The organism is Streptomyces sp. NBC_01497 (genome assembly GCF_036250695.1).
In the GTDB taxonomy this organism is placed as follows: Bacteria; Actinomycetota; Actinomycetes; order Streptomycetales; family Streptomycetaceae; genus Streptomyces.
Genome location: NZ_CP109427.1, coordinates 1,484,323 through 1,499,753 on the forward strand (window position 1 = coordinate 1,484,323; position 15,431 = coordinate 1,499,753).

Below are 15,431 nucleotides of genomic sequence, written 5' to 3' on the forward strand. Positions count from 1 at the left end.
CGGGGGAGCGGTCCGGCATCCGGCACCGGTCACGCCCGGCCTGACCGCCCACCCACCCGGGGCCGGCCCCTCTCCTGCCGGGCACGGCCCCGGGACGCCGCTCACCCCGGCTCGCGCGGCGCCCTCACCCCGGCTCACACGCCTTCGGGAGGAACGCCGCCGTCCGCCGGCCGCCGGCGATCTGTTGGCGCACCAGGTCGCTCGCCGCCTGGACCGTGCCCAACTGCGTTTTCAGATCCTGCGGTCGGGCCAGAAATCGCAGCACGGCCTCGGTGAAGGCGTCCCGTACGAGCGGGGGGAGCGCGTCGGACGCGTCCCAGCAGTACTGCGCGCCCGGCCGGTGCAGGGTCCTGGCGAGCCCCCGGCCCGTGGCGTCCGGGTACGCGGAGTCCGGCACCGCCGTGTCCGCCGAGAACCCGGCGCCGTTCTCGGCGAGCCAGGTCTGCTGCGTCGCACGGCTCGTCAGGTACCGCATGAAGCGGACCGCCAGGGGCGTGCCGCGGAACAGGGCGGCGAGGTCGCCGCTGACCTCCCACGCGTCGCCGCCCGCGCGGGCGCCGGGAATCACGTCCGCCGACGGGTCGTACTGCGGGGAGCGGCCCTTCCAGGCGTCGTCGAGGCGGGCGAACGTCGGCTGGTGTTCCAGCGAGCAGTCCGCTATTTTCGCCGCCGTCCCTGCGGCCTCGGCGAAGTTCGTCGTCAGGGCGTGCGAGGCCAGGGCAGCGTTCCCGGCGCCGACGACCTCCTTCCAGGTGGTGAACGCGCGCACGATCGCGGGTGAGTCCCAGCGCAGCTCTCCCGTGGCCAGCTCGTTGTAGAGCGCGGGCCGTTCTCACCCTGGAGGAGGATGTCCTCCACCCAGTCGGTGCCCGGCCATCCGGACGTCGCGGCCGCGCCCATGCCGAGACACCAGTCGGCGGGCCGGCCGGCCGCCGCCTCGACCTGAGCGCGCGTCAGCCGCCCGTGCCGGACGAGGGACTTGAGGTCCGCCTTCACCGGCACCCAGTAGCTGCGCGCGGCGGCCGTCGGTCCGGCCACCCGCATGCCCCACACGCCCGGGTAGTCCTTCATGTCGACGACACCGTCCAGCGGCACGAGCCGTCCCTTGGCGGCATAGCCCGCGAGCTCCCCCGGGCCCGACAGGATGGCCACGTCCGGGGGGCTTCCGGTGTCGCTGTCGGCCGCGAGGATCTGGCTCTCGGCGGAACTGCCCTGGACGTTCACCCGGATCCCGGTCCGGTTCTCGAAGGGCGTGATCACGTCGTGCCGGAAACTCCTCAGGTCACCGCCCGTCCAGGTCACCAGCACGCTCACCGTGCCGGGCGAGCGGTCGGGGTCGAAGGCGAAGGCCAGGGAGGATCTCGGCGGCCAACCGGGCCGCGGCCTGCTGTTCGAGCCCGAGCCGGCCGAACCGCTGGGCGGCCTCGGCCGGTTGTCCCGCGGTCGCAGGGACGTCGCCGATCCGCCCGGCGAGCACCCGTACGGCCGCGACGCGCGCGACGTCGTAGTGGCGCGAGGTGGCCGAGTCCAGGACCGCCAGGGCCCGCACCCGGTCCCCGGCGCGCAGGTGGACGCGCGCGAGGCCGAGCGCCGCGCTGCCCTGGCTCTTGCTCCGCCGCCAGACGGCCTCGTAGTAGTCCCGGGTGAGCGAACCGGTGACACCGCTGTGTTCCGAGCAGAAGCCGAGCGCCGGCTTGGGCGCCCACTCGCCGGGCAGCAGGGCGTAGGTGGCGGCGAACTCGTCCGCCGCCGCACCGACTTCACCGCGTGCCAGGTAGAGCACACCGCTGTGCCAGGGGAGCCGCCATTCGTGTTCGGCGCTGCGGGACGTCCCCCCGCCGCTCTCCAGCCGCTCCCTGGCCCGGTCGAGCCAGTGGCTCGCCCGGACGGCGTCCCCGGTCTCCAGGTAGGCGCGGCACAGCCAGAACGCGGCCTCCGCCGTGCCGAGGCTCGGATTGTCCCGGGCTTCGGCCGCGATGCGGTCCGGACTCTGGGTGGCCTGCTGGGTGAGCACCACCGTGGCGGGATCGTCGGGGTCCGGCAGGGGCACGGGCAGCGCCCGCGCCGCGTCCGCGGGCTCCGGCGCTCCCGTGAACAGCGGCTCCGGCGGCCGGCTTCGCGTCCCCCGGCCGGCTCGCCGCCCTCTCCGGCCCGCCTCCGGGGAAGAAAGGGGACGGCCGGCGGGCACGAGTCCCCGGATCATCCCCCGGGTGCCGGCGGGTCACCGTCCCGTACGGGCGCCGTCCAGTGGGACAGTGACCGTACGGTGCCGAGCCCGCCGCCGAACAGTTCGGCGGTGGGCGCGAACAGCGTCGAGCGCTCGGGGATCTCCTCGTCGTAGGTCAGGGCACGGTGTTCCCGCAGCACCTCCCACAACTGCCGGGACATCTCCGCCGCTGAGGTGAAGCGCGCCTCCGGCTCCGTGTGCGCGCCGGTGCCGGGCCGATGTGCGCCACGACGTGGGGTGCGACGAGGCCCCCACCGCGCGCCCCGGGACAGGCGCGCGAAGTGCCCTGTCCGGGGTGCGCGGCACCGTGCTCACCAGTCGTGCACCGAGCCGTCCCTGCGCCGGCTGACGGGCAGGTACTTGGGGTCGTACGGGAAGCGTTCCGCCGTCTTCTGGTCGAAGGTGACGCCGAGCCCCGGTTCGGCGGAGGGGAACAGCGCGCCGTCGCGGTAGGTGTAGCCGGGCCGGAACACCTCGAAGGTGAGGGGGTCGTGCGCCATGTACTCCTGGATGCCGAAGTTCGGCGTGCTCACGTCGAGGTGGACGGCTGCGGACATGCTGACGGGCGAGAGGTCCGTCGCGCCGTGCGAGCCGGTGCGCACCTGGTACAGCTCGGCGAGGTGGAAGATGCGCCGCAGGTGCGTGATGCCTCCCGCGTGGACGACGGAGGCCCGGATGTAGTCGATGAGCTGTTCGGTGATGAGCTGCCGGCAGTCCCAGATGGAGTTGAAGACCTCGCCGACGGCGATCGGGGTCCGGGTCGCGGAGCGCACCTGCCGAAAGCTCTCCTGGAGTTCGGCGGGCGTCGGGTCCTCCATCCAGTACAGCCGCAGATCCTCCAGACGGTGACCGAGCTGCCCCGCCTCGGTGGGGGTGAGGCGGTGGTGCACGTCGTGCAGCAGGTGGAAGTCGAAGCCGAACCGTTCGCGCACGGCGCCCAGGTAGCGGGGCGCGAAGTCGAGGTAGTCCTCGGTGTGCCAGAGCTGTTCGTCGGGCAATGACGCGGCGGCCGGCTCGTAGCCCTGTCCTTCGCCGTGGCGCACGCCGTAGCTGCCGGGCGAGCCGGGCACGGCGGCCTGGGCGCGGATCGCCCGGAAACCGAGGTCCTTGAACCGGGCCACGTCGTCGAGGAGTTCGGCGGTGTCCTGGCCGCTGGCGTGGCCGTAGACGAGGGCTCCTTCGCGCGCGAGGCCGCCGAGCAGGTCGTACACGGGCATTCCCGCGACCTTGCCCTTGATGTCCCACAGGGCGGTGTCGACGGCGGAGATCGCGGTCATGGTGACGGGTCCGCGCCGCCAGTAGGCGCCCTTGTAGAGGTACTGCCACATGTCCTCGATACGCGCCGGGTCCCGGCCGGTCAGCAGCGGGACGAGGTGGTCGCGCAGGTACGAGGCGACGGCGAGTTCCCGGCCGTTGAGGGTGGCGTCGCCGAGCCCCGTGACGCCGTCGGACGTGGTGATGCGCAGGGTCACGAAGTTGCGTCCCGGCGAGGTGACGAACACCTCGGCGGCGGTGATGGTGGCCATGGGCCGGTTCCTCTCTCCTCGGTGGTGCGGCCGGCACGGACCGTCCTGCGCCCGGTACCGGCCGTCGGGACACCCTGCCCGGAGCGGGCGGCGGGGCCTCGCGCCGCTGAGGTACGGGACGGCGTCGGGGCCCGGACGTCCTGGGCCCGGTGGGCGCCCCGGTCGTGTGCGGCGGGGCGGTGCCCGGCCGGTGACCCCTTCGTGTCCGCATTCTCGGCTCCCCCGCCACCCCGGGATGTCGGCTACCATACAAGTGCGTCGAGGTGCGGAGATCAAGATCCGTACACCCGGCCCCGGGAGCGGACCAGCGGCAGCGTCCCCCGGGTGGCGGCGGTCCGGCGAAGACGGTCCAGCGAGAGGGAGCCCGTGGCCAGTACCCGGCAGCAGGTGCACGAACAGTTGCGCGCGCGCATCATCGCGCTCGACCTGGAGCCGGGGGCCGCCCTCTCGGAGAACGACCTCGCCGCCGAACTCGGCGTCTCCCGCACCCCGGTGCGCGAGAGCCTGATCCTGTTGGGCGACGAGGGGCTGGTGGACGTCTACCCGCAACTCGGCACGTTCGTGGCCCGGATCCGCCTGGGCGACATCGCCTCCGCGCAGTTCGTCCGGGAGGCGCTGGAGTGCGCCGCGCTGCGGGACGCGGTCGGCCGCGCGACCCCGCGCGACGTCACCGATCTGCGGCGCCTGCTGCGCGCGCAGCGGGACGCCGCCGAGGACGGCGACATGGATGCCTTCTTCCTGGGCGACGAGGACTTCCACGCCCGGCTGATGGCCGTCGGCGGGCACGCCTCGGCGTGGCCCGTCGTCGCGCAGGCGAAGGCGCAACTCGACCGCGCGCGGCGGCTGTCACTGCCACTCACCCAGCAACTCCCGCTGCTCATCGGCCAGCACACGGCGGTGGTGGACCGGCTGGAGGCGGCGGACGGCTCGGCGGCGGAGGAGTCGCTGCGGGACCATCTGCGGCTGGTCTTCGGCGACGTGGAGAAGATCCGCGGCACACGTCCCGACCTGTTCACCGAGGACGGCGAGACGGCGAGGCCCCGCAGGAGGCCCGCGGCGCGACAGGGACAGCGATAGGGACAGCGCTAGCGACACGGGCCGCGGGCGCACGGGCCCGGCACGGGCGGCAGGCAGGCCGGCGCCCGCTCCCCCCGCAGGAGGCCCGCGGCGCGACAGGGACAGCGATAGGGACAGCGCTAGCGACACGGGCCGCGGGCGCACGGGCCCGGCACGGGCGGCAGGCAGGCCGGCGCCCGCTCCCTCCGATGCCCCCGCCTGCTCCGGCCGGCACCCCCGGCCCCGCGCGCCGCGTCCGCTCGCACGCCCCTCGTCCGGTTCGCACGCCCGCAGGCGTCCGCTCGGACGCCCGCCGCGTCCGCACCGGCACACTCTGCCCCCCTTCCGAGACTCCCTGAGGTCGGCCCGGGCCCGCCGCGCTCCGGGACGCGGGCAGGGACGGCCCGGGGGAATCCGCGTGTGCCGCACCCGCCCGCTTGCTACCGTCCGGCCGGAGGAACAAGCGCGGCCCCGCCCGGGCCGCCGAGCCCGAGGAGGACCCGATCACCGTGCGTGTCAAGGAATTCGACCATCTGGTGCTGAACGTCAGCGACGTGGAGCGCTCCCTCGCCTTCTACTGCGGGCCGCTCGGACTCGAACCCGTACGGGTGGCGGAGTGGCGGGCCGGCAAGGCGCCGTTCCCGTCCGTGCGGGTCACCGCCTCGACCATCATCGATCTGACGGACCGGCCGCGCGGCGAGTCCAACGTGGACCACATCTGCCTGGTGGTCGAGCCGCTGGACTGGCAGGAGGTCATCGACTCCGGCGAGTTCACCGTCATCGAGGGACCGGTCGGCCGGTACGGCGCGCGCGGCAGCGCCCAGTCGGTGTACGTGAGCGACCCGGACGGCAACACGGTGGAGCTGCGCTGGTACCCGCAGGATCTCGACGCACCCGCCTGACACGTCCCGGGGCGACGGGGATGAAATGTTTCAACTCCCGTTGCGCGTGCCTTGACACGCGTGAGCTACGCCACCTACGGTCCATCTGAATCGATTCATCACATCATCGCGCATCTCGTCACCGCCCCAGGAGTGGAAGACATGCCCGACGCCACCGAAGTCAAGGCCGCGCTCCTCGCGCGCTCCAACCGACTGGGCGCCGATCCGCGCAACACCAACTACGCGGGCGGCAACACCTCGGCCAAGGGCACCGCGCCGGACCCCGTGACGGGCGGCGCCGTCGAGCTCATGTGGGTGAAGGGCTCCGGCGGCGACCTCGGCACACTGGCCGAGCCGGGGCTCGCCGTCCTGCGGCTGGACCGCCTGCGGGCGCTCACCGACGTGTACCCGGGGGTGGAGCGTGAGGACGAGATGGTCGCCGCGTTCGACTACTGCCTGCACGGCAAGGGCGGCGCCGCGCCGTCCATCGACACCGCCATGCACGGCCTGGTGGACGCCCCGCACATCGACCACCTGCACCCGGACTCGGGCATTGCGCTCGCCTGCGCCGCCGACGGCGAGGAGCTGACCCGCGCCTGCTTCGGCGACCGCGTGGTGTGGGTGGACTGGCGCAGGCCCGGCTTCCAGCTGGGCCTCGACATCGCCGCTGTCAAGGAGGCGAACCCGCAGGCCATCGGCTGTGTCCTCGGCGGGCACGGCATCACCGCGTGGGGAGAGACGTCCGACGCGTGCGAGGCCAACTCGCTGCGGATCATCCAGGAGGCCGAGCGCTTCCTCGCGGAGCGCGGCAGGCCCGAGCCGTTCGGCGCGCGGCTCGACGGCTACGGCGCGCTCCCCGCCGCCGAACGGGCCGACCGGGCGGCCGCGTTGGCACCGCTGATCCGGGGGCTCGCGTCCACCGACCGACCGCAGGTCGGGCACTTCAGCGACGCGGAGCCCGTACTGGACTTCCTGGCGAGTGCCGAGCACCCGCGACTCGCCGCGCTCGGCACGTCGTGCCCCGACCACTTCCTGCGCACGAAGGTCCGGCCGCTGGTCCTCGACCTGCCGCCGGCCGCGCCGTTGGAGGAGGCCGTCGCGCGCCTGAAGACGCTGCACGAGGAGTACCGCACGGAGTACGCCGCCTACTACGCGCGGCACGCCGACGCGGACTCCCCCGCCATGCGCGGCGCGGACCCGGCGATCGTGCTGGTGCCGGGTGTCGGGATGTTCTCGTACGGCAAGGACAAGCAGACCGCGCGCGTCGCGGGCGAGTTCTACCTCAACGCGGTCAATGTGATGCGCGGCGCCGAGGCCGTCTCGACGTACCGGCCCATCGAGGAGTCGGAGAAGTTCCGCATCGAGTACTGGTCCCTGGAGGAGGCCAAGCTGCGCCGGATGCCCGCGCCGAAGCCGCTGGCCACCCGCGTCGCGCTGGTGACGGGCGCGGCCTCGGGCATCGGGAAGGCGGTGGCTCGGCGGCTGGTGTCGGAGGGCGCCTGCGTCGTCGTCGCCGACCTGGACGCGGAGAGCGCGTCGGCCGTGGCGAAGGAGCTGGGCGGCCCGGACAAGGCGGTCGCCGTCGCGGTGGACGTGACGGACGAGGAGCAGATCACCGCGGCCTTCCGGGCGGGCGTCCTCGCGTTCGGCGGGATCGACCTCGTCGTCAACAACGCGGGCATCTCCATCTCCAAGCCGCTGCTGGAGACGAGCGCCCGCGACTGGGACCTCCAGCACGACATCATGGCGCGTGGCTCCTTCCTCGTCTCGCGGGAGGCCGCGCGGGTGATGAGCGAGCAGGCCATGGGCGGTGACATCGTCTACATCGTCTCGAAGAACGGTGTGTTCGCCGGGCCCAACAACATCGCGTACTCGGCGACGAAGGCGGACCAGGCGCACCAGGTGCGGCTGCTCGCGGCCGAGCTCGGCGAACTCGGCATCCGGGTCAACGGCGTCAACCCCGACGGCGTGGTGCGGGGTTCGGGCATCTTCGCGGGCGGCTGGGGTGCGCAGCGCGCCGCCGTGTACGGGGTGCCGGAGGACAAGCTCGGCGAGTTCTACGCCCAGCGGACGCTGCTGAAGCGCGAGGTACTGCCGGAGCACGTGGCGAACGCGGTGTTCGCCCTGACCGGCGGGGACCTGACGCACACCACGGGCCTGCACGTCCCGGTGGACGCGGGGGTGGCAGCCGCCTTCCTGCGCTGACGCCGCCGCGCACCGGCCGCACACCCGACGGGCGGACGGCGGGGCAGCTCTGCCGCTGTCCGCCCGTACCGGCACCCCGCCGGGCCCCACCGCTCCACCCACTCCTCCCGTAGCATCCCTTCCTTGCCGTACGCCCGCCCGCGCACCGGGTCCGTGGCCCCGCGTCCGTCCGTACCCCTCGTACGTCCGGACCCGCTGACCCGAGAGAGCCGCCATGCCGACCGCCCGCCCGTCCTTTGCCGCCGTGGACCTCGGAGCGACGAGCGGACGGGTGATGGTCGGTCAGGCGGGCGCCGGAAAGCTGCGGCTGACGGAGGTCCACCGGTTCGCGAACCGCCCGGTCGAGCTGCCGGACGGGCTGCGGTGGGACGTGCTCGGGCTGTACGGCGACACGCTCGACGGACTGGCACGGGCGGCCCGCGACGCGGACATCGTCTCGGTCGGCATCGACAGCTGGGCCGTGGACTACGGACTGCTCGACCGGACGGGAGCGCTGCTGGGCTCCCCGTACCACTACCGCGACACGCGGACCGAGGGCGTCGCCCAGCGGCTGGAGAAGGTGCTGCCCGCCAAGGAGCTGTACGCGGTCACCGGGCTTCAGCACCTGCCCTTCAACACCGTCTTCCAGCTGGCCGCCGAGGAGAGCGCGCCGCAGCGGGGCCTCGCTCGGACGCTGTTGCTCATCCCGGACCTGCTGACGTACTGGCTGACGGGCAGCGTCGGCGCGGAGGCGACGAACGCCTCGACGACCGGGCTGTTCGACGCACGCGAGGCCGGATGGTCGCACCAGGTGCTCGACCGGCTCGGCATCCCGCGCGGGCTGCTGCCGCCGCTGCGCTTCCCCGGCGACCCGGCGGGCACCCTGCGGCCCTCGGCTGCCGCCGCGACCGGACTGCCGAAGGCCACGCCCGTGACGGCCGTGGCCTCGCACGACACGGCCTCGGCGGTGGTCGCCGTGCCCGCGACGGACGACGACTTCGCCTACATCTCCTGCGGTACCTGGTCGCTCGCCGGGCTCGAACTGCCGGCGCCGGTGATCGACGAGAGCGCCAGGGCGGCGAACTTCACCAACGAGCGCGGCATCGACGGCACGATCCGCTTCCTGCGCAACATCATGGGGCTGTGGCTGCTGACGGAGACGCTGCGGACGTGGCGGGCCCGCGGCCTGCCGGCCGAGCTGGGCCCGCTGCTGGAGCAGGCCGCGGCGGCCGAGCCCTTCGCGGCGCTGGTGGACCCCGACGATCCCTCGTTCCTGGCCCCGGGCGACATGCCGGAACGGATCGCGGCCTACTGCGCGAGGACAGGGCAGCGGCCGCCCCGGGACCAGGCCGCGGTGGTGCGCTGCATCTGCGAGTCGCTGGCGCTCGCGCACCGGGCGACGCTGCGGACGGCGGCGGAGCTGGCGGGCCGCGAGGTCCGCGTGGTGCACCTGGTGGGCGGCGGCAGCCGCAACGACCTGCTCTGCCGGCTGACCGCCGACGCCACGGGCCTGCCGGTGGTGGCGGGACCGGCCGAGGCGACCGCGCTGGGCAACGTCCTCGTCCAGGCACGGGCCTACGGGCTGGTGGCGGACGTCCGCGCCATGCGGGAACTGGTGGCGGAGAGTCAGCCGCTGCGCCGCTACGAGCCGTCGGGCGCCGAGAGCGCGTGGGCGGCGGCGGCCGGGCGCGTCGGGCTGCGCTGACTCGCTCCGGCTCCCCCGGCGCCCGGCCGGTGGGCTACGCCTCCTGCGCGGCCTCCCGCTCCGCGTCGTCCTGGGCGCCGGCCACCGGCGGTGTCCGCAGCGGCGACCTGTACGCGAGTCCCGCGATGACGAGCCTGAGCAGCGCGCCCACGGCGATGACCACGTAGAAGTCGTGGAAGCTCGTCTCCAGCAGGCCGGCCACCACGGCGGAGACGGGGATCGAGGCGAACGCGAGCATCCGGGTGGTGGCCACGACCCGGCCGAGCATGGCGTCGGGAACCACCTGCTGGCGCAGGGTGAACCAGGCGACCGGGTTGATCGACCCCAGTACGTACATCAGTCCCCAGACCACGGCGATGCCGACCGGACTGCGCACCGGGACCAGCAGCAGAGTGACGAGTCCCGCCACGGACGTGGTGCCGATGAGGACACGGCCCGGGGCGAACCTGCGGATGATCGGCCCGGCCAGGGCCGCGCCGAGGACCGCCCCCACGCCCTGCGCCGCCAGCACGGCGCCCACGACGTCGGGCGACAGCTTACGGTAACTGGTCAGGTAGAAGACGAAGTTGGCCTGGATGAGCCAGATCGCGAAGTTCGTTCCCGTGAACATCAGCGAACCCGCCATCATGAGCCGGTTCGTACGGAAGATGTAGCGGAGCGCCTCGGTGATCTCACCCCCGAAGGAGGCGGCCCGGCGTACCGCCGCGCGGGCCACCGGGGCGCCGCCACGGATCGTGGTGATGGCGAGCGCGGACACCAGGAAGGACGCGGCGTTCACATAGACCGTGGTCTGGAAGCCGAAGAGGCCCACCAGGCCACCGGCCACCACGGGGCCGAGCATGCTCATGATGTTGTCGCCCGACTGCATCCAGCCGTTGGCCTGGCCGAGGCGGCTCTCCGGCACGATCTGCGGCAGGAACCCCTGGAACGCCGGGTGGTAGACGGGTTCCACACAGGCCAGCAGGAAGGCCACCAGATAAATCGGCCACAGGGTGTGCACCCCGGCGGTGACCACCAGCGCGAGGCAGAGCGCGATGACACAGGCCGTCATGTCGCCGGTGACGAGCAGCCGCCGCCGGTCCCACCGGTCCGCGAAGACCCCGCCGGGCAGGGACAGCAGCAGGAACGGTACGTACTCGATGGCGTAGAGCCCGCTGGTGCTCAGTGCGGAGCCGGTCAGGTGCAGCACCAGCAGGGGCAGTGCCAGCCGGTAGACCCAGTTCCCGAGCGACGAGGCGAGGAACGCCGTCAGCAGCACGTAGTAACGGGCGCCCAGTCCGGGAAGCCGGGCCTCGACGGGACGGCCCGTGCCGTCCGGCGCACTCATGACCGGTCCTCGGCGGCCGGGTGCGCGGGCCGGAGCACGCGGGCCGCGCGGGTCACGCGGCCCGCGCGGGGAGTGGGGTACAGGAGCAGGGGCACGATCAGTCGTTTCGTCGGGCGGTCGTCGAAAGGGCGTTCGCGGCAAGGGTGTCCGGCGGGCCGCCGTCCAGCAGGTCGGCGGCCCGCCGGAGCTGCCTGCGCCGGGATCGGGGGTCGGGCGCGGGTGTCGCAGGGTCGGCTGTCCGGGTGGCGGGTGACGGGACGGCGGCCGTGCCGAAGGGGCGCGGCCGGGCCCCGGGGTCCGCCTCGGCGGGCCGCCGACCGCGTCAGTGCGCCGCGAGGAGGTCCGTCGCCGACGGCTTTGTATCACGCTCCGGACCGCAGACCGGACAGTCGTCGAGCCGCTTCCAGCTCTCGCTCTCACCCATCGCGTAGTCCGTGAAGCGCAGCTCCATCAGGCGGCCCGCGGCGACCGGCGGGGCGATGCCCGTCACCAGCCGGGTCAGTTCGCCGATCAGGAAACCCGTCGTCATGGTGACAAGCGGGCAGAACGCGGCGTTGTCGCCGCCGATGCGCCGCTCCCGCTTCTCCTCCAACAGCTCCCGCGACACGTCGTCGCTAGCGAAGACCTGGCGCCGCCAGCACTCCACGCAGCCGGTGGTGCCGGGGATCATGGTGAAGTAGACGGCGCGCTGGGTCTCCAGGCCACCGGTGACCAGCGGCACCCCGCGGGCCACACAGGCTTCGTTGACCCAGTTGGCGATCTCCATCTTGGGCCGGTCGGCCACCGAGATCACCACATCGGCGCCGTCGATCACCCCGAGGACGTCCTCGGTCGAGGTGATCCTCAGGTTCACGGCCTCGATGTCGATGTGCGGGTTGAACCGGCGGACGCGTTCGACGGCGAGCCCGAGTTTCTCCTCGCCCACGTCGCCCTCGCGGTAGAGGATCTGCCGGTTGAGGTTGGACAGTTCGACCCGGTCGAACTCGACGGCGGTCACATGGCCGATGCCCATCGCCGCCATGTCGAGCAGCACGTGGGAGCCGAGACCGCCGAGGCCGAGCAGGGTGACCCGGCAGTCGCGCAGTTTGCGCTGCTGCTCGAACTTGTTGTCGGCCAGTCGCGCGAACGAGCCGAAGAAGTTGATGTTCCTTTCCCAGCGCCGGAGTTCGTGTTCCTCCAGGATGCCGTCCGGCGACGCGTCGGCGTCGAGCAGGAAGCCCGCCTGGTCGAACTGGTCCACCGCGCCCGCGATCTCGTCGAGAGTCACTTCGGGGAAGGACGTCCCCAGGTCGGCGTGGACCTGCTCCAGGGTCCTGCTGCCGTCGAGCAGTTCGAGGAGGGCACGGATCGCGCCCGTGGGATCGGTGATCTCGGTGACATCGCCGAAGCCGCCGATGAGGATCTGTTCGCCGCTGCCGAAGACCGGCGCGGTGTGTTTCAGCTGCGGTCGCGTGCGCGCGCTCACGGGCATGGGCCATCCTCCGCGATACTGGGTGGTGGGCGGTTCGCCTGCGAGGCGAACCGCCTTACGGACCCGCTGGTGGGCGATTGCGGCGCCCACCAGCGGGTTACCGCGTCCCGGGTACGGCCTCAGCGGCCCCCGGGCCGGGGTCAGCCCTCCTGCGAGCTGCCGGCGATGCTCGTCTTGCGCGTCGTCATGTCGATGTTCACTGCGGTCACCCCCCTTCTATCTGGCAGGAACGGGATACCCGCCACCCGGTGAGGGCGACAGGAGCTGTGGGTTCCCCGGCCGTGGCCGGATCGGCGGCGGGCGGGACGCCGTGGGCCTTCGACGCCGGTGACTCCCTCGCGTGGGAGCGCCGGTGTGTCCTGGCTGCGTCCCGGCGGGCCCGTGTCCGGCGCACCGCGCCGAAGGCGGTGTGCGTACCGGGTGGGTTAGGGCCGGACGGGTCCTCGCGAGCCGCTTCGGTCTCGTGCCTTCGCGGGAGCCGGGAAGCGTCCCGGACCGCAAGAATTCCCCGCATCGCCGTACGCCCCTCCCCCTGGGTCGCGCCGCCTTCCGGGCTGAACTCCGGCCGGATGGGGGGAACTTAACGGGATCCGGTGGGTCGGTCAATCGCCCACCAGGGGAGGAAAGTTCATGGTCAGTGCCTTCAGGCCATAGCAGATTTAAGGACTATTGTCCGGTGGTGCGTGATGTTCGGCACCGGCCCCCGCGCACACTGCCTGGCCCCCGCGTCGGCCCGCGCTCCCGGGGGCCGTCCGTCCCTCCGGCGCGGTGTTTTCTCGACGGCGTGAAATCGCGTACCCCGTCCGGGTGGCGACGGGACCCCCCGGCACCCGCCGGGCGGAGCACACCGTCCTCCCGGTGGGGGGCAACGCCGTCGTCCGGGACCGGCCGGCACCGGAGAAGTGAAACACCACCACGGCACCGTCGGCACCCCGCGCACCGTCCGCACCGTTCGAAACAGCCGCGCGGGCCTCGCACCGAGCCCTTGACACACCGGCCACCACCCAGGCAATCTTCCAGTAAGCAGAAAATAGATTCCACTATACGGAAGTTCAAGAACGGGCGGGACGCGGAACCGGCTCGGACCACCGAGTCCCGCCACGGACAGCCCATGCCACCGGACGGACGCTGGAGACCATGCCCCGCGACACCGAGCGCTACGACGTGAACCTCTCGATCCTCTTCACCGAACTCCCCCTGCTGGAACGGCCGGCCGCCGCCGCAGCCGCGGGGTTCGACGCCGTCGAACTCTGGTGGCCGTGGACCGACACCGCCACACCCCCGCGGCGCGACCTCGACGACCTGCGCGCCGCACTCACCGACGCCGGCACCCGGCTCGTCGGACTCAACTTCTACGCCGGGCGGCTGCCGGGCCCCGACCGCGGCGCGCTCTCGGTCCCCGGGGCCGAGTCCGACCGCTTCCGCGCGAACGTCGAGGTCGCCACCGCTTTCGCCGGGTCCGTCGGCTGCACCGCGCTCAACGCCCTCTACGGCAACCGGGTCGACGGCGTCGATCCCGCCGCGCAGGACGCGCTGGCCCTGGAGAACCTGGCGCTCGCGGCCCGCGCCGCGCACGGCATCGGCGCGACCCTCCTCGTGGAGGCGCTGGGTGCGCCCGAGTCGCCGAGCTATCCGCTGGTCAGCGCGCCCGCCGCGGTGGCCGTCGTGGACCGCGTCAACGAAGCGACGGGCCTCGGCAACACCGCGTTCCTGCTCGACCTTTACCACCTGTCGAGGAACGGCGAGGACCTGCCGGCGGTCATCGACCGCTACGCGGAGGGGACCGGGCACGTCCAGATCGCCGACGACCCCGGCCGGGGTGCCCCCGGCACCGGCTCGCTCCCGCTCGACGACCTCGTCGGCCGCCTGCGCAAGGCCGGTTACGACGGCTGGATCGGCCTGGAGTACAAGCCGGGCGACCGGCCGAGCGCGGAGGCCTTCGGCTGGCTCGCCGGCTGACCCCGCGTACCCCCTTCCCCCCGCCTCCCGACTGCCCCGCCCCCGAAGCCCCCTCCCTCCTCGCACCTCGCACCTCGCACCTCGCACCTCGCACCTCGCAGCCAGCGCCAGTGCCGTCCCGAGCATGTCGAAAGGTTCCGTCATGACCGACCTTCCCAAGATCGCGTGGATCGGCCTCGGCATCATGGGCTCACCCATGTCCGAGAACCTGATCAAGGCCGGTTACGCCGTGGCCGGTCACACCCTGGAACGGGAGAAGCTGGAGCGTCTCGCCGCCGCGGGCGGCACCCCGGCCGGCTCGATCGCCGAGGCGGTGGCCGACGCCGATGTCGTCGTCACGATGGTGCCCGCGTCGCCGCAGGTCGAGGCCGTCGCGTACGGGCCCGACGGGATCCTCGCGCACGCGAGGCCCGGGACGCTGCTGGTCGACATGTCGTCGATCACGCCGCGGACGTCCCTCGACCTCGCCGAGGCCGCCGCGGACAAGGGCATACGCGTCCTGGACGCACCCGTGTCCGGCGGTGAGGCCGGCGCCGTCGAGGCCGTCCTGTCCATCATGGTCGGCGGCGAACGCGCCGACTTCGACGCGGCGAAGCCGTTGTTCGAGGCGCTGGGCAGGACGATCGTCCACTGCGGGCCGCACGGCGCGGGCCAGACGGTGAAGGCGGCGAACCAGCTGATCGTCGCCGTCAACATCCAGGCGTGCGCCGAGGCCGTGGTGTTCCTGGAGAAGTCCGGGGTCGACCTGGGCGCCGCGCTCGACGTACTGAACGGAGGGCTCGCCGGGTCGACCGTGCTGAGCCGCAAGAAGGACAACTTCCTGAAGCGGGACTTCACCCCGGGCTTCCGGATCGACCTGCACCACAAGGACATGGGCATCGTCACCGAGGCCGCCCGCGCTGTCGGCGCGGCGCTGCCGGTCGGCGCCGTCGTGGCGCAACTGGTCGCGTCGCTGCGCGCGCAGGGGGACGGGGGACTCGACCACTCGGCGCTGCTGCGCTGCGTGCAAAGGCTCTCCGGCGACCAGGTCTGAGTCGGCACGTTCAGGACCAGGACCAGGACCGGGATTCCCCTGCCCGCGCGGTCCGGTCCGCC

The 15,431-nt window shown here is 73.0% G+C and carries 13 protein-coding genes; 6 read left to right on the plus strand and 7 right to left on the minus strand.

Annotated features, from left to right (window positions below; genetic code table 11):
* Window positions 1-124: 124 nt before the first annotated feature.
* The 5 genes from OG310_RS06420 to manD form a co-directional block, all read right to left on the minus strand.
* Window positions 125-769 (minus strand): hypothetical protein, encoded by a 645-nt coding sequence (locus OG310_RS06420; protein WP_329454903.1) that lies wholly within the window; start codon window positions 767-769, stop codon window positions 125-127.
* Window positions 700-1,314: an extracellular solute-binding protein gene (locus OG310_RS06425; protein WP_329454904.1), complete on the minus strand. Its 615-nt coding sequence runs from the start codon at window positions 1,312-1,314 to the stop codon at window positions 700-702. The genes OG310_RS06420 and OG310_RS06425 overlap by 70 nt, the downstream gene beginning before the upstream one ends.
* Window positions 1,283-2,050 (minus strand): tetratricopeptide repeat protein, encoded by a 768-nt coding sequence (locus OG310_RS06430; RefSeq protein WP_329454905.1) that lies wholly within the window; start codon window positions 2,048-2,050, stop codon window positions 1,283-1,285. Before OG310_RS06430 ends, OG310_RS06425 begins: the two co-directional genes overlap by 32 nt.
* 149 nt (window positions 2,051-2,199) lie before the next feature.
* Complete coding sequence (locus tag OG310_RS06435; RefSeq protein WP_329454906.1) at window positions 2,200-2,388, minus strand: hypothetical protein; 189 nt, start codon at window positions 2,386-2,388, stop codon at window positions 2,200-2,202.
* A 150-nt stretch (window positions 2,389-2,538) separates the two neighbouring features.
* Window positions 2,539-3,753 (minus strand): D-mannonate dehydratase ManD, encoded by a 1,215-nt coding sequence (manD, locus tag OG310_RS06440; RefSeq protein WP_329454907.1) that lies wholly within the window; start codon window positions 3,751-3,753, stop codon window positions 2,539-2,541.
* Window positions 3,754-4,119: 366 nt separating this feature from the next.
* Here manD and OG310_RS06445 point away from each other — a divergent pair, with 366 nt between their 5' ends.
* The 4 genes from OG310_RS06445 to OG310_RS06460 all read left to right on the plus strand — a co-directional run bounded on the left by OG310_RS06445 (window position 4,120) and on the right by OG310_RS06460 (window position 9,579).
* The gene (locus OG310_RS06445) at window positions 4,120-4,830 is read left to right on the plus strand and encodes a GntR family transcriptional regulator (RefSeq protein ID WP_329454908.1); all 711 of its coding nucleotides are present in this window, start codon (window positions 4,120-4,122) and stop codon (window positions 4,828-4,830) included.
* 488 nt (window positions 4,831-5,318) lie between these two features.
* Window positions 5,319-5,711 (plus strand): VOC family protein, encoded by a 393-nt coding sequence (locus OG310_RS06450; protein WP_329454909.1) that lies wholly within the window; start codon window positions 5,319-5,321, stop codon window positions 5,709-5,711.
* 141 nt (window positions 5,712-5,852) lie between these two features.
* Window positions 5,853-7,895, plus strand: coding sequence for a bifunctional aldolase/short-chain dehydrogenase (locus OG310_RS06455; RefSeq protein ID WP_329454910.1), 2,043 nt, complete (start codon window positions 5,853-5,855; stop codon window positions 7,893-7,895).
* A gap of 214 nt (window positions 7,896-8,109) precedes the next feature.
* Window positions 8,110-9,579, plus strand: coding sequence for a rhamnulokinase (locus OG310_RS06460; protein ID WP_329454911.1), 1,470 nt, complete (start codon window positions 8,110-8,112; stop codon window positions 9,577-9,579).
* A 34-nt stretch (window positions 9,580-9,613) separates the two neighbouring features.
* On the opposite strand, the gene OG310_RS06465 is transcribed toward OG310_RS06460, so the two are convergent.
* Together OG310_RS06465 and OG310_RS06470 are read right to left on the minus strand one after the other, a co-directional pair.
* A complete protein-coding gene (locus tag OG310_RS06465; RefSeq protein ID WP_329454912.1) occupies window positions 9,614-10,906 on the minus strand; it encodes an MFS transporter in 1,293 nt (430 codons plus the stop codon).
* A 322-nt stretch (window positions 10,907-11,228) separates the two neighbouring features.
* Complete coding sequence (locus OG310_RS06470) at window positions 11,229-12,371, minus strand: HesA/MoeB/ThiF family protein (protein WP_329454913.1); 1,143 nt, start codon at window positions 12,369-12,371, stop codon at window positions 11,229-11,231.
* Between the two features lie 1,143 nt (window positions 12,372-13,514).
* Between OG310_RS06470 and OG310_RS06475 the strand changes: the two genes are divergently transcribed.
* A complete protein-coding gene (locus OG310_RS06475; RefSeq protein ID WP_329454914.1) occupies window positions 13,515-14,336 on the plus strand; it encodes a TIM barrel protein in 822 nt (273 codons plus the stop codon).
* A 142-nt stretch (window positions 14,337-14,478) separates the two neighbouring features.
* A complete protein-coding gene (locus tag OG310_RS06480; RefSeq protein ID WP_329454915.1) occupies window positions 14,479-15,369 on the plus strand; it encodes a 2-hydroxy-3-oxopropionate reductase in 891 nt (296 codons plus the stop codon).
* Window positions 15,370-15,431 lie beyond the last annotated feature (62 nt).

What these genes read in the sequence shown, in the direction of transcription:
- OG310_RS06435 (WP_329454906.1), bottom strand. Translation starts at nt 2,388, where the DNA reads ATGTCCCGGCAGTTGTGGGAGGTGCTGCGGGAACACCGTGCCCTGACC.
- manD (WP_329454907.1), bottom strand. Translation starts at nt 3,753, where the DNA reads ATGGCCACCATCACCGCCGCCGAGGTGTTCGTCACCTCGCCGGGACGC.
- OG310_RS06455 (WP_329454910.1), top strand. Translation starts at nt 5,853, where the DNA reads ATGCCCGACGCCACCGAAGTCAAGGCCGCGCTCCTCGCGCGCTCCAAC.
- OG310_RS06460 (WP_329454911.1), top strand. Translation starts at nt 8,110, where the DNA reads ATGCCGACCGCCCGCCCGTCCTTTGCCGCCGTGGACCTCGGAGCGACG.
- OG310_RS06465 (WP_329454912.1), bottom strand. Translation starts at nt 10,906, where the DNA reads ATGAGTGCGCCGGACGGCACGGGCCGTCCCGTCGAGGCCCGGCTTCCC.
- OG310_RS06475 (WP_329454914.1), top strand. Translation starts at nt 13,515, where the DNA reads ATGCCCCGCGACACCGAGCGCTACGACGTGAACCTCTCGATCCTCTTC.
- OG310_RS06480 (WP_329454915.1), top strand. Translation starts at nt 14,479, where the DNA reads ATGACCGACCTTCCCAAGATCGCGTGGATCGGCCTCGGCATCATGGGC.